The organism is Mesorhizobium sp. CO1-1-8 (genome assembly GCF_020164875.1).
Taxonomy (GTDB): Bacteria; Pseudomonadota; Alphaproteobacteria; order Rhizobiales; family Rhizobiaceae; genus Mesorhizobium.
On sequence record NZ_JAIUGZ010000025.1, the window covers coordinates 37,972 to 52,029 of the forward strand.

The window sequence follows — 14,058 nt, forward strand, 5'->3', positions numbered from 1 at the left end:
GAATGCCCACACGCTTCACACTTCCTCATATTGATATTTCTGCGCTTCATATTTCGAGCGAATACACCGGGTCGAGTACGGGCGGCTCTAGTAATCCGCGCATTCGAGCGGAGCACGCTGCAAAGCTTATCAATGAGCTGAATGCCGCATTCGTGGCAATGGAAGAATCCCGGGGACATGACGAAAGGCTGGAAACACCGGCGGGCGGCTTTGTGGAAGTCGAGTTAAAGCGAGGCACCAACCCGACAGTGTTGGAGCGAAAGACAGAAGGCATCAAGCCTGGCGCGGTTAAAGACACAGACAATTCACGCACAGTTGCACTGTTCGTTCCAGACCATGCACGCGAGGCCCTGACGCAAATCCTCCAGGACTATCGCGATGGCCCCCTAACCGAGATCGCTCAGAAGCCGCCAAATGCGTCGCGTGTCGAGCCTATCGAAGCTTTTCGACGCGCCCATCTTGGTACGTTCTGGACTGATGATCCAGATGCGCTCCCTATCGATGCTCAGCACGAAATGTGGTGGGCAATCTGGACGCATTTGGACAAGGAGGCGGGCGTCGAGGACGTGTGTCGCCGCCTTGATGTGCGTGCAGCGTCTCGTGATCGAAGGATGTACTTTCCTGAAGCCGTGGTCATACCGGTGTTTGCCAGACGCGCCGCCATCGAGCTGATGACGTTTACCGCTGGTGTGGTTGATGAGTTGCGCAGAGCCACAGACAATCCTGCCTTCTTCATCGATGATGTGCGTGAAGAGCAGCATGAGTGGAACGACGATTTAGCGGGGCGCATTGTCTGGCCTGGCAACGAAGTGCCAGCAGTTTGTCTTCTGGATACGGGTGTCAACCGTGCCCACGCTCTTTTGGAACCGGCCCTCGCGGCTAACGACCAACATGCCGTCAACGCCGCATGGGGCGTGTCCGACCATGACGGGTTTGGACATGGAACCGCGATGGCTGGACTTGCGTTGCACGGGGACCTCACTGCGCAATTGGCTGATACCTCTGGGCGCGTTCTTGCGCACCGGTTGGAGACCGTAAAGCTAATTCCACCCCACGGCGCGGATCCGAATGACCCCAATTCTTATGGTATCATTACGCAAGCAGCTATCTCCTTGCCGGAAATTGCCCAACCTGAACGCAGCCGGGTATTCTGTATGGCGGTAACGAACGACAGGGTGTCAGGGGCAACGCCTTCGACCTGGAGTGCTGCCATTGATCAAGCTTCGGCCGGTACAATGATCGGGGATGACGAAGATTCGCCCAAACGGCTGTTTGTAATATCAGCAGGAAATGTCCCGCCAGTTATCGACTATGGTCAGATGCAGCCGCAGGACATATATCCGGCAGAAGACCCTTGCCAGGCGTGGAATGCCTTGACGGTAGGGGCTTGTACCGACTTGGCAGATATTCACGACAGCGGTTATGAGGACTGGACGGTTTTGGCCAAGGTGGGAGCACTCAGCCCGCACAGTCGAACGTCTGTCACATGGTCGCAAGGCCGCGCTCCGATTAAGCCCGAAATTGTTCTGGAGGGTGGAAATAGAGCGTTAAGCCCCAGCGTCCGGGAAGTGCTGACACTAGATTCTCTCTGTCTACTTTCGACAGGGAAAGATACGGATGCCCGGCCATTGGTGTCTTTCCACGCCACAAGTGCCGCCACTGCCCAGGCAGCACGTATGGCGACTCAGCTCTCGGCTGCCCATCCGGAGTATTGGCCAGAAACTATCCGTGCGCTGATGGTTCATAGCGCGGAATGGACTACACCGATGCTTGCGGAGTTCGCGGCCTGTCCTGGCCGAAGAGAAAAATATGAGGTAGTTCGCCGCTTTGGTTATGGCGTTGCAGATCTCGACCGAGCTACCGCTTCGGCGCAAGATCATCTGGCCTTGGTGGCGCAAGCAGAAATTCAGCCATTCCGCCTTCAAGGTCAACGAAAATTCAATGAATGTCACTACTACGACTTACCATTGCCTGCCGCCGTTCTGGAGCAACTTAACAACGAGACTGTTCAACTCAAAGTCACGCTGTCATACTTTATCGATCCCAATCCAGGGTTCTCGGCAAACGTTGATCCACAACGGTATCAATCATATGGCTTGCGCTTCGATCTGAGACGGCGCGGCGAAACTCTGGAGCGTTTTCGACAACGCGTAAATGCTGCTGAACGTGAGGATGGTCGGGCACCGCCAGCTCACCCTGATGATGATCGATGGATGCTTGGCCCAAATAGCGTATCCGCAGGTTCTTTGCATTGCGATGTATGGACCGGACCCGCTATCGATTTGCTTGGACGCGATAAGCTATGCATCAAGCCAGTAATGGGCTGGTGGCGCAGCCGAGCGGCTCGCGATATTGTCAATCGCCGTACTCGTTATTCGCTAGTAGTTACGCTAAAGGCGTCTGACGTTGAGGTTGACCTCTATACGCCCGTGCGCACCATCGTTGACTTGTCTACAGTTAGCGTCGAAACGCAAATTTAAATCGGCAAGCAACGGCCCTACTTGATGTAGGCCGCCGACACCCCCAAAAAGCCGTTAGATTACCTTCTCAGCACCGCGCTCAGCACATCTCGAATACCGATCGCGCCGACGAAGCGCGACTGGTCGTCGAACAGCGCCACGGGAGCGGTCTGAGAACGGTGCATGGCCAGCATGACGGTTTTCAGCGAGGTGCCCGGATTGGCCCAGAACACTTGCGCGGCTTCCTCGGATTGGCCTTCGACGTCGGCGCACGACACCCAGACCGCCGGCTTTCCATCGCGTTCGGCCGCCGCCACCAGCCCGTGCTCGTCGATCTTGAAGCGCGTCGTCTTGCGGCGGTCGAGCCACACCCAGCCATTGTCGCCATGCTCCAGATCACGGCGGTCGCGCATCACGTTCCAGGCGGTCAGCACCGACAGCGGGTTCACATTGGCGATGAAGTCGCGGACATAGTCGTTGGCAGGCCGCAGCACGATGTCCTCCGGCGCACCGGTCTGCACGATGCGCCCACCCTCCATGATGGTGATGTGGGAGCCGATCTTCAGCGCCTCCTCGAGATCGTGGCTGACGAAGATGATGGTCTTCTTCAATTCGGCCTGCAGCTGCAGCAATTCGTCCTGCAGCTTGGTGCGGATCAGCGGGTCGAGCGCCGAGAACGGCTCGTCCATCAGCAGGATCGGCGCCTCGGTGGCGAAGGCCCGTGCCAGGCCGACGCGCTGCTGCATGCCGCCCGACAGTTCATGCGCGTATTTCTTCGACCACTGGTCGAGATTGACCAGCTTGAGCTGGCGTTGCACGCGCTCCTTGCGCTCGGCTTCCGGCACGCCGGCGAGTTCGAGGCCGAGACCGACATTCTCCTCCACGGTGCGCCAAGGCAAAAGGCCGAACTGCTGGAACACCATCGCCACCTGTTTCTGGCGCAGGCGCCGCAAGGTCGCCTCGTCGCAGGTGACGACGTCGACGGTCTTGTCGCCATCCTTCACCAGAACCTGGCCGCGCGACACCACGTTGAGCCGGTTGACCGCCCGCAGCAATGTCGACTTGCCCGAACCGGAGAGGCCCATCAGCACGGAGATCTCGCCCTCGTTCACGGTCAGGCTGGCGCCGGCGCAACCCAGTACATTGCCGGTCTTTTCGAGGATATCGGCGCGGCTGGCGCCGGCGTCGATCATCTTCAGCGATCCGGCCTGGTCGGCGCCGAAGACGATATCGACGTTCCTGAAATCGACGGCGACGGTCATTTCTTGCCTCCAACGGCGATGCGGGTCATCCGGTCGAGCACGATGGCCAAAACGACGATGGCAAGGCCCGCCTCAAGCCCGAGGTCGATGCGGCGCGAGCCGAGCGCGCGGTTGATCTCGGTGCCGAGACCGCCGGCGCCGATCAGTGCGGCAAACACCACCATCGACAGCGACAGCATGATCGATTGTGTCAGCCCAGCCATGATCGTGGGCAGCGCCGACGGCAGTTCCACCTTCCACAGCAACTGGCTCTTGGTGGCGCCGAAAGCCTCGCCGGCCTCGACGATCGACTTCGGCACCGAGACGACGCCCAGATGCGTGAGCCGGACCGCGGTCGGGATGACGAAGATGATGGTGACGATGAGGCCGGGGGCGTTGCCGAGGCCGAACAGCGTCAGCACCGGGATAAGGTAGACGAAGGTCGGCAGCGTCTGCATAAGATCGAGCACCGGCAGCATGATGCGGTAGACCTTCGGCTTGTGCGCTGCCCAGATGCCGAGCGGCACGCCGATGGCCATCGCCATGGCAGCGGCCGCGACGACCAGCACCAGCGTCTGCACCGTCTGCTTCCAGAGGTTCTGGTTGATGATGAAGATCAGGCCAAGAAAGACGCCGGTGGCAAGCGGCCGCGAGCGTTGCAGCAGCCAGGCGATAACAGCGATGATCAGCGCCAGCAGCACCGGCGGCACCATCAAAAGGATGCCGACCAGCCCGTCCAGCAGGAAATTGAGGCCATTCGAAAAAGCCCTGAACACAGTGTCGAAATTGTCGGTGAGGAAACCGAAGAAGGCCTTTCCCCAGGCGCCGATCGGAATCTTGTGATCGACCATGAATTTCGAAATCGGATCCATATCGCCCCTCTCATGCAGGAGACCGCCCTGCCCTCGGCCTCGACTGCCGTCATCTTGTCACAGGATATGAAAAAGGGCAGCCTTTTCTAAGATGGCTGCCCTTCCTGGTTCGGCTTTGCCGAATTCAGTCGGCTCAGCTTCCGAGCGCGGTCTTGATGGCGGCGGCGGCGTCGCCGCCATCAAAGGTGGTCACGCCGGCGATCCACGGGGTAACCGCATCCGGGTGCTTCTTCAGCCAATCGGTCGCAACCGTGTTGGCGTCGCCGCCCTTCAGGATCGCATCCATCATCTCGCCTTCCATGTCCAAATTGAACTTCAGATTGGCGATGAACTTGCCGGCGTTCGGGCATTCGGTGGTGTAGCCCTTGCGCACATTGGTATAGACGGTGGCGGCGCCGAAGCCGCTGTCTCCCATGCCGTCGAGATAGGTGATCTTCATGGCGCCCATCACCGGATGCGGCGTCCAGCCGAGGAAGGCGATCCATTCGTTGTTCTTCATCGACTGCTCGGCCTGCGTCAGCATGCCGGCTTCCGAGGATTCGACCAGCTCGAAGCCTTCGAGATTGTCCTTCGGGTTCTTGATCATGTCGAGGATGATGCGGTTGCCGTCATTGCCCGCCTCGATGCCATAGATCTTGCCGTTGAACTTGTCCTTGAACTTACCGATATCGGTCAGCGATTTCACGCCGGCGTCAGCGACATAGGTCGGCACGACGATGCCGTAGCCGGCGCCGGTCAGGTTGGTGCTGATCGTCTCGACCGAACCGTCGGCGGTATAGTCCTTGATGTCGTTGGTCATCGACGGCATCCAGTTGCCGAGGAACACGTCGAGATCCTTGTTCTTCAGCGACGCCATGGTCACCGGCACCGAAAGCTGGATCGTTTGCGGCTCATAGCCGAGCGCGGTCAGCAGCACGGAGGCGACGCCGGTCGTCGCCTGGATGTCGGTCCAGCCGACATCGGAAAGGCGCACCGCCTTGCAGCTTGCCGGATCACCGGCGTAGGCAGCGCTGGTGGACAAAAAAGCCGCCAGGCCGAGGCCGGCGACGAAAGAGTTCATACGCGACATAGACAGTCTCCCATTGTGATTGTTTGGCGAAGCCTAGCTACGGTTTCTCTGCCCGCCTTGTTTCGTCAGCCAAACACCATTCTGGTGTGGTTTCAAGCATTAAGACAATCACGATCAACGGCGCAGACTGGCCAATGAGCGACACGGCTGACGCTTTTGCCGTGCCGGGCGGTTTTTTCGAAGACGGGCCGGCTTTTTCAGGGGAATGCGGCCGGCCGCCCCTCCCCGTGTCAGGCCAAGTCGGCTTAAAAGAGCGCATGGCCAAGCTTTACTTCCACTATGCGACGATGAACGCCGGCAAGACGACGATGCTGTTGCAGGCCTCTTACAATTATCGCGAGCGCGGCATGGGCACGATGCTGTTCGTCGCCGGCCACTACCGCAAGGGCGATACAGGCCTGATCTCGTCGCGCATAGGCCTGGAGACGGAAGCCGAGATGTTCCGCGATGGCGACGATCTGTTCGCCCGCGTCGCCGATCACCACGCGCATACGTCAGTGCATTGCGTCTTTGTCGACGAGGCGCAGTTCCTCGAGGAAGAGCAGGTCTGGCAGCTCGCCCGCATCGCCGACCGGCTGAATATCCCCGTCATGTGCTACGGCCTGCGCACCGATTTCCAGGGCAAGTTGTTTTCCGGCTCGCGTGCGCTGCTGGCCATCGCCGACGACTTGCGCGAAGTGCGCACCATCTGCCGCTGCGGCCGCAAGGCGACGATGGTCGTGCGCCTCGGCCCCGATGGCAAGGTGGCGCGCCAGGGCGAGCAGGTGGCGATCGGCAAGGACGTCTACGTGTCGCTCTGCCGCCGCCACTGGGAAGAAGAGATGGGCCGCGCCGCGCCCGACGATTTCATCGGCTTTATCAAGGGCTGAGGGCGCCGGCGGCCTTGACCCCGGTCCGGTGCAGCGTTTCTTAAGGCCTCGGCCCTATAAGGCCGACAGCCAGAGTTCTCCGGGGTCAGCCATGTTTCGAGCCGCTTCGTCCGTCAGCATTCTTCTCCTTGCCACCTCGCCTGCCGCCCATGCCGGCGGTGATCCTGCCCTTGGCAAGAAAGTCTTCAACCGGTGCATGGCATGCCATGAAGCAGCCACCGACCGCGACAAGGTCGGTCCGCATCTGTTGGGCGTCGTTGGCCGCACCGCCGGCAGCGCCGGGAGTTTTCTTGGCCACTATTCCGAAGCGATGAAGAGTGCCGGCGCCGCCGGCCTGGTCTGGGATGAAGCCAATCTCGCCGAGTATCTCAAGGCCCCCAAGCTGAAAGTGCCCGGCAACAAGATGGCGTTTGCCGGTCTGACCAAAGACGACGACATCGCCAATGTCATCGCCTTTCTAAAGGCCGATCCCAAGCCCTGATCCGCTGTTCGTCAGCTCTGTAAAGCCGGCTTTCGCGTCGCATGTCGCGGCCGCGATTGCTTCAGGGTTCGCTGAATACAAAGGCATCCGTGCGCCATCGCCTGCCGCATGAAAGTTCAATGACAGCTGAACTATGGCTGGCCGGCAAGCTAATCACGCCAGGCCCCCGCCTTCACTGGCTTTCAAGACCCTGATGGATTCTTTTGTTTTCACGCCGCCCTTGTCTTCACGTCTTTCAATCCCCCGATGCCCCACATATATTCGCCGCTGTTCGCGACCAGCGACGTCATGCCGAAGCGGGAGGCCCCAATGGCGACATTGCAGAATTTCGACGCCGAAATTGCCAAGACCAAGCAGGTCGTGCAGGACATGCGCTCCAAGATCGAGCAGTCCGGCACCATGCTTGATACGCTCGCCACATCAGACAAGAAGATCGGCGACGCCAATTTCGACCTCGAAAACGCCCGCATCGAGGATGTGCTGAAGCAGCAGAAGGTGATGGAAGGCAACATTGCCGACCTGATCATCGGGCTGGAGGACGCCACCAACGTCTTCGGCGCGGAGTTCGAGAGCATGAAGAACTACACCGGCTGGGAAAAGTTCATCGGCGTCTTCTCCAGCCAGAGCAAGCAGCGCATGCGCACCGACCGCGTACGCAACATGTCGCTGGCCGGCAATCTGCAGGAACTGCTGGTCAAATCCGACACCATCGTCGGCATATTGAAGGCGCAGAAAGAGGTCCTCGACCAACGCTATAAGACCTCGGAAACCAGCCTGTCGCAGGTGATCGAGCGCCGCAAGACCACCATGACAAACCTCGAAGCCGTGCAGAAGCGCATCGAGGAGCTCAACCCGATGCTGCTCGACATCGAAAACAAGATCGCCGCTTCGACCAGCCAGAAGGACCGCACGCAGCTCGAAGGCGAACGCTCCAAGCTGGCGACGGAATACAACGAAAGGCAAGCCAAGGAGCAGGAGCTGCTGGCCGAGAGCCAGACGCTCGAGCGTTACACATCGATGTTCCAGACCTTCGTCGATTCGCTCAACAACCAGATCGCCGCGCAATCGACGCTGATCAACAAGCTGACCATCGATACCGAGCAACGCATCGTGCTCTACAAGGCGCTGGAAGATTCGCTGAAGACCGCCGCCCAGCAGGACGTCGCCCACAAGATCAACACGCTGGGCAGCCAGGTCGACAACACCGCCGAGGAAACCATGGCCGGCATCGGTGCTGCTTCGCAAAAGCACATCGGCGACCTGCTCGAGATGCACGAGAAAAACATGGTCGCCACCGCCGACATCCAGCGCCGCAAGAAGCTGGCCGACGATGCCTTCGCCCGCCGCTTCGACGAGGTGCTGAAGAAGCACAATTCGGCAAACTACGTGCAGTCTTAGGGGTGACAGGACTGCCCGCGAGCACACAAGGCATGACCCCCGAAAACGAAGCCGCGGCACGGTATTTCTCCGCCATCACGGCCGCGCTCAGCGGCCTTGAAGTGTTCATGCGCGACGATCGCTCGCCGCTCTACCGGCATGGCATCGTCGCCAAGATCGTCGCCGAACACATCGCCCGGCTCGACAAGTCGTTTGCCTGCTGGCGCAACCGGCTGGGCTTCATGGACACGTTCCGCATTTCGCGCGCCGAAAGCGGATTTCCGGTGTTCCAAAATCTGCTCGAACTGGAAAACGACCGCCGCCAGGCCGACGCGCGGCTTGCCAACATTCCACTCGCCGGCGAGTTGCGCGAGGAAATGGCCGACTTCATCCTGCGCCACAAGGAATTCCCCGAGGCGCTGCAGAAGTCGATGGCCGAGCGCCTTTATCTCGAGGATGTGAAAAGCGAGAACACCTTCGGTCCCTTCACCCTGGCGCAAACGGCCAAGGTCTCGGTCAACCCGAAGACGGGGCGGCCCTATTATCTCGTCCATTGGGCGACGTTCGACGGCAGCGCCAACCTGCCTCTGGTCTACATGGTGACGGTGGAGGATTCCTCCGACGCGATGATCCGCCAGCTTGTCGACAGAAACGGCAAGCTGAACGAGACGATTGACATTCCGCTGCCGGTCGATGGCCTGCTCAATCCCGAGCTTGCCCATCGTTTCGACGATTTCACCGAGAAGAATTCAGCCTACACGCTGTCGCCGGCGACCATCGCGGTCAACCTCGACAAGGATTTCGAACCGCTGCACCCCAAGCAGCTGCGCCGGGTCGTGCTCGGCCCCTTCTATTCGGCTGGCATTACCGACAACAATTCGACGGTGACCGAGGTTCTGGCCAAGGTGCGCAAGCCGGAAAATGCCTGGCTTTTGACCTGGACCATCCAGGAGGTCTATTCCAAGAGCGAGAAACCGGGCCGCAAGGGCCTGTTCTCCAGCGAGAAGACGACGCAGGAATTCTTCATCAACACCGATGATCTGGAAGCCGCGCGCCAGGGCGTGTCGAGCTACGAAAACCATGCGCTGATCCCGCACGAGGCCTACCAGGCGCTCTACGCCGCCGGCGAGGCGCAGAAGATTTTTGCCGGCTACAAGGTTCACATCCTGTCCAACGGACAGGTCATCTCAGACGTCTGACCGTCACACCACGGAGCACCCTTCATGGATACCGGCCTGACCACCATTCCGGAAGCCGCCATCGAGAAGCACCGCGCCACCGCGCAGAGCTTCATCACACGCATTGTCGTGCTGGAGGATCCGTCTAGCTCCTCCGGCACCGCACTTGCCGGCACCAACCGCCGCTTCGTCTCGACCGTCTCGGTCGGTTCGGTACGCCGTACGCGCGAGGTCGAGCTGGCCAAGACAGTCGGCGCCGTTCATCCTGACGACCAGCTGCTGACCATCCCGCAGCATACGCTCCTGTTTCGCGCCCGGCGCGGCACGGCTATCGCGCTCGCAATATCGGATGTCTTCGCCGAAGGCTCCGACCTCGAAAGCCTGCAGGCCAGGAACACCCGCGCGCCACTCGAAGGCGACGAAGCGTCCACCTTCAAGAAGCTTCTGTCGGCCTCGGCTTACATCTCCGCCTTCAGCCTCGCCTCCTATCTGTTCCAGCTGATCGATAGCGACGGCGAAGCGCCCAACGACATCCCCGAGCCGGACTTCCTGTTCGACACGCCGCAGGATGCGGTGAAGTCGATCCTGGCCGGCCTCGACAAGGCGATCTCGGGATCGTCCGACGATACCGACCTGATGACAAGGGCACGTGCCTTCGCCCGTGTCGCCATCGACGGGCTACTGGCCCGCAAGGGCCGCTTCGACGGCATCGGCCCGTTCGAGAACGCCCATATCCGTATCGATGCCGACGATTTCACCCTCGATGGTTTCGACGTCGCGCCGGGCAAGCGCTCAAAACCGCTGGTGATGACCTTCAAGAAGCCGGAAGAGGTCGTCGGCAACCACATCGCCAAATACCAGTCGGTCAAGCTCGCCAAGATGCTGATGGCCTACGACTTCGAGCGCGAACTCAATCCGTTCGTCGAGCTCGGCGGCTTCCTGTTCACCTTCATCGGCGACGGCGCGCCCGGCACCGGCAAGACGACGCTGATCCAGATGATCGCCGGCCTCGTCAACGGCTACTGCCAGGTCGCCGGCTATCCCTTCGCCTACGAGAATTTCGGCGTCGACCAGATCTCGTCCTACCAGGGCAAGTCGGGCCAGAACTGCCGCCAGTTCATCAACAATGTCTTGAACCCGCGCGTCATCGGCTTCGGCACCATCGACGACATCGACCAGGTGGCGGCGCGCCGCTCCGACGACCGCGCCTCGGCCGGCCAGCAGGAAATAACAGGCGTTTTGATGGATGCCTTCGCCGGTGCCGCCACCGTGGTGCGCGGCAACTGCTCGTTCGGCATGTTCTCCAACTATCCCGAAAATGTCGACGACGCGCTGCGCCAGCGCGCCGGCGCCCGCTGGCTGGTCGACGGGCCGCAGAGCCGCGACGACTACATCGATATTTTTGTCCTGCTGGCGGGAAAAAACCACAAGATCCCCCTCGGCGACCACGATCTCTACGCCGCGCAGGAAATCCAGCGTGCCGTGACCGAGGCCTATGAGGAGCACGAGAAGCCGCAAGAAGACGGGCTGATCAAGGTCTACGAACGCTACATGAAAGAGAACGGCGCGCCGAAATCGATGGCCGACATCGGCACCTATCTGCACCTGATCAAGGATGCCGAGCCGCGCTTCACCGGCCGCGCCATCAAGAACGTCACCGACGCCATCAAGATGCGCGCCATGGACATCGAGCTTCCCGACGACTGGTTCGAGAAGCCGGAAGTCTTCATGCACAAGGGCTACGACGAGAAGAAAGCGATGATCGAGGAACTGCGCGGCCCCTTCTCGATGGACATGGTCATGCAGGAGATCAACCGCTACGCCGACTCGGAGTTCCGCTATTCCGACAAGTCCGACGACTCCGCGGTGCAAAAGCTGCTGCGCGACGCCCGCCTGCGCGAACGGGCCGCGCGGGAGATGGAGGAGATGAAGAAGAAGGGGCTGTGGAATGCCTAGAGGTTGGCAATGACCCCCGCCAAGAAACCTGACCTTCTGCGCGACAACGAGCTGATCTATGGCCGGTTGCTGACGGTCGACGAGCCGCATCTGATCCAGCGCTACAACAAGGCGCTCGCCGCGTTCGGCCTGAAGCCGACGAAACTGAAGACCTTCCAGATCGACCGCACCGGCTTCTCGCCCGAAGTGGCCGAGGAATGCGATGATTATGACTATCTCGATCCCAACGAGGTCAACCGCCGTTTCATCATCCTGACGCCGTCGCAGATCGACCTGCCGGTGGTGCACACCGCCTTCTCCAACACCTCGCAGCTGATGTTCGAGTTCATGTCCAAGAACCAGCGCGCCATCGATGCGCTGACCATCAAGGACGTCATCTACGGCGAGATCGAGGATTCCGTTCCCAAGGTCAACGACATCGAGGATTTGCTGTCGATCAGCCAGGTCGAGTTCAAGGTGCTGTCGGCCGAGGATGTGTTGGGCAAGGCCGCCGAACTCGGCAAGCTCGTCGACCGGCTGAAGCAGGAGCCCGACGCCTGGCGCGACAGCGCCATGCTGAACCGTATGGTCGAGCTCGCCAAGATCTGCGGCGACATCCGCGAGAACGCGCTGGTGCCGGACCAGGTGATCTTCCGTCACAACGCCTACTGGACCAGCCATTTCGGTGGCCTCTACGTCTTCGTCGACCCGGATGTGACGACGGTGATCAGCGATCCTGCGGCGCCAGGCTTTCGCCGCTCGCGGCCGTGGCAGGTCAGCTATCTCTCCATCAACGACGCCGACAAGGTGTTCAAGTTCCTCGCCACCACCGGCCGCATCGAGTTGCCGCGCGCCTCCTGGGTCGAGGCCTCGGGCTATCTCGAGCACCGCGCCGAGATGGTGGTGCGCGCGCTGATCCGCGACGCCGAGCCGAACCGCAACTTGACCGATGTCGACAAGGTCTGGCTGCAGACCTGGATCCAGAGCCATGCCGACCTGATCACCAGGGACGGCAATTTTCCTTTCCTCAACGCTGCCAAGCGCGAGATCGCCCAGCTCGGCCATCTCAAGATCGAGGATGTCTTCCCGCAGCAGCGCTTCCTGGTGATCCGCGCCAAGCCCGACCATCCTGACGCCTGGCTGACCAACCGGCTGATCTCGGATTTCGTGCCGTCGGACTTCGTCTCGCGCTACATCTTCAACAAGGACGGCTTCTACAAGGACTATGACGGCTTCAGCGACGCCTGGCGATCGCATGTTGTGGACGTTCTCAAAACCACATATTTGAAGGACAAGGTGGCGTTTCGCACACGCCTCTACGGCCTGACTGACTAGAACGAAATTTCGTTCTAACTTCTTGTTTTTGCGCATGATGTATCCAAAAGTCTGCAACTTTTTGGCATCATGCTTTGAGGGGGTGACACAGCCATGCTCGATCCGATCGTGAACTTCTTCACCCGCATTTTCCAGTGGATTGGCCGCGGCATCGGCCTGTTGATCGGCGTGATTCTGTGGCCCTTCCTATGGGCCGGGCGCTGGTACACGCAGCGCGGCTGGATCCTCAAGGCGGCGGTCGGCCTCGCTCTGCTGGTGCTGATCGGCCTCTATGCCAATTTCTTCTACGCCACCCAATGGTGGAACAATTTCAACCCGAACTATCCCGACACCTACACGTTCGAGAAGCGCAATGTCTCCGCCGGCGAACAGGTCTCCGCCGGCGCCGGCACCGACACCGCCAAGACCTGCGGCAACTCCGGCATTGCCCAGATCGCCGCCGACCTGACCGACTTCAACGTCAACCAGAATGCCTGGATCTCGTCGATGATCCTCTACAAGCTCGGCCTGTTCGGCATCGACTGGGACAACACGCCGTGGATGGACAACAAGGCCTCCTTCCAGCGCGGCATCAACCAGGCGGTGCGGCGCACGGCGACCGAACTCGCCGACAATCTCGGCCGCGTCCGCACCACCTCGCAGATCGACAGTGATCTGCAGAATGCCCGCGGCAACCTGCAGTTCGACGAAGAGACCTGGTATTTCGGCCTGAACCCGTTCGGCCCCAAGACACCGACGCCGAGCTACTATCGCGATGCCGTGCGCATGCTGCGTTCCTTCAACGCTCGCCTTGCCACCTGCCAAGCGACATTCGACGCCCGTGCCGACAATCTGAAGCAATATATCGACCGCATCTCGTCCGACATCGGCTCGACCTCGGCGATCCTCAAGGAACGCGCCGAGAACCACAACAATGGCTGGTTCGACTTCCGCGCCGACGACCGCTACTGGTTCGCCTATGGCCAGCTCTATGGCTATTACGGCCTGATGAAGGGCGCCCAGGCCGACTTCGAGGACGTCATCAAGGAAAAGCATCTGCAGAACCTGTGGGACACGATGGACGCGCAGTTCGTTTCGGCGCTGAAGATTCAGCCTTTCATCATCGCCAATGGCCGCGAGGATGGCTGGCTGTTGCCGACGCATCTGACGACGATGGGCTTCTATGTGCTCAGGGTGCGCTCCAATATGGTCGAAATCAGCAACGTTCTGACGCAATAGCGCTGTTCCATTAGGGACCAGGCG

General features: G+C 60.3%; 11 protein-coding genes. 8 read left to right on the top strand and 3 right to left on the bottom strand.

Features of this window, described 5'->3' with window-relative positions; all coding sequences use genetic code 11:
- The first annotated feature begins 2 nt into the window (after positions 1-2).
- Entirely contained in the window at positions 3-2,480 is a 2,478-nt protein-coding gene (locus LB558_RS30940) for a S8 family peptidase (protein WP_224700964.1), read from the top strand.
- A 59-nt stretch (positions 2,481-2,539) separates the two neighbouring features.
- On the opposite strand, the gene choV is transcribed toward LB558_RS30940, so the two are convergent.
- The 3 genes from choV to LB558_RS30955 all read right to left on the bottom strand — a co-directional run bounded on the left by choV (position 2,540) and on the right by LB558_RS30955 (position 5,641).
- Positions 2,540-3,721, bottom strand: a complete 1,182-nt coding sequence (choV, locus tag LB558_RS30945) for a choline ABC transporter ATP-binding protein (RefSeq protein ID WP_224700965.1) — start codon at positions 3,719-3,721, stop codon at positions 2,540-2,542.
- Positions 3,718-4,572 carry a choline ABC transporter permease subunit gene (gene choW, locus LB558_RS30950; protein WP_224700966.1) on the bottom strand — a complete coding sequence of 285 codons (855 nt, stop codon included), beginning with the start codon at positions 4,570-4,572 and terminating at the stop codon, positions 3,718-3,720. The genes choV and choW overlap by 4 nt, the downstream gene beginning before the upstream one ends.
- A gap of 133 nt (positions 4,573-4,705) precedes the next feature.
- Entirely contained in the window at positions 4,706-5,641 is a 936-nt protein-coding gene (locus LB558_RS30955; RefSeq protein WP_127257514.1) for a choline ABC transporter substrate-binding protein, read from the bottom strand.
- A gap of 257 nt (positions 5,642-5,898) precedes the next feature.
- Here LB558_RS30955 and LB558_RS30960 point away from each other — a divergent pair, with 257 nt between their 5' ends.
- The 7 genes from LB558_RS30960 (at position 5,899) to LB558_RS30990 (ending at position 14,034) form a co-directional block, all read left to right on the top strand.
- The gene (locus LB558_RS30960) at positions 5,899-6,510 is read left to right on the top strand and encodes a thymidine kinase (RefSeq protein ID WP_024504537.1); all 612 of its coding nucleotides are present in this window, start codon (positions 5,899-5,901) and stop codon (positions 6,508-6,510) included.
- 91 nt (positions 6,511-6,601) lie between these two features.
- Complete coding sequence (locus tag LB558_RS30965; protein WP_224700967.1) at positions 6,602-6,991, top strand: c-type cytochrome; 390 nt, start codon at positions 6,602-6,604, stop codon at positions 6,989-6,991.
- A gap of 309 nt (positions 6,992-7,300) precedes the next feature.
- The gene (locus tag LB558_RS30970; protein ID WP_224700968.1) at positions 7,301-8,389 is read left to right on the top strand and encodes a hypothetical protein; all 1,089 of its coding nucleotides are present in this window, start codon (positions 7,301-7,303) and stop codon (positions 8,387-8,389) included.
- A gap of 32 nt (positions 8,390-8,421) precedes the next feature.
- Positions 8,422-9,567 (top strand): hypothetical protein, encoded by a 1,146-nt coding sequence (locus LB558_RS30975; protein WP_224700969.1) that lies wholly within the window; start codon positions 8,422-8,424, stop codon positions 9,565-9,567.
- Between the two features lie 24 nt (positions 9,568-9,591).
- Entirely contained in the window at positions 9,592-11,502 is a 1,911-nt protein-coding gene (locus tag LB558_RS30980; RefSeq protein ID WP_224700970.1) for an AAA family ATPase, read from the top strand.
- 9 nt (positions 11,503-11,511) lie between these two features.
- Positions 11,512-12,816, top strand: coding sequence for a DUF6638 family protein (locus LB558_RS30985; RefSeq protein ID WP_224700971.1), 1,305 nt, complete (start codon positions 11,512-11,514; stop codon positions 12,814-12,816).
- A 93-nt stretch (positions 12,817-12,909) separates the two neighbouring features.
- Positions 12,910-14,034 carry a DUF2333 family protein gene (locus LB558_RS30990; RefSeq protein ID WP_224700972.1) on the top strand — a complete coding sequence of 375 codons (1,125 nt, stop codon included), beginning with the start codon at positions 12,910-12,912 and terminating at the stop codon, positions 14,032-14,034.
- Positions 14,035-14,058: the final 24 nt, after the last annotated feature.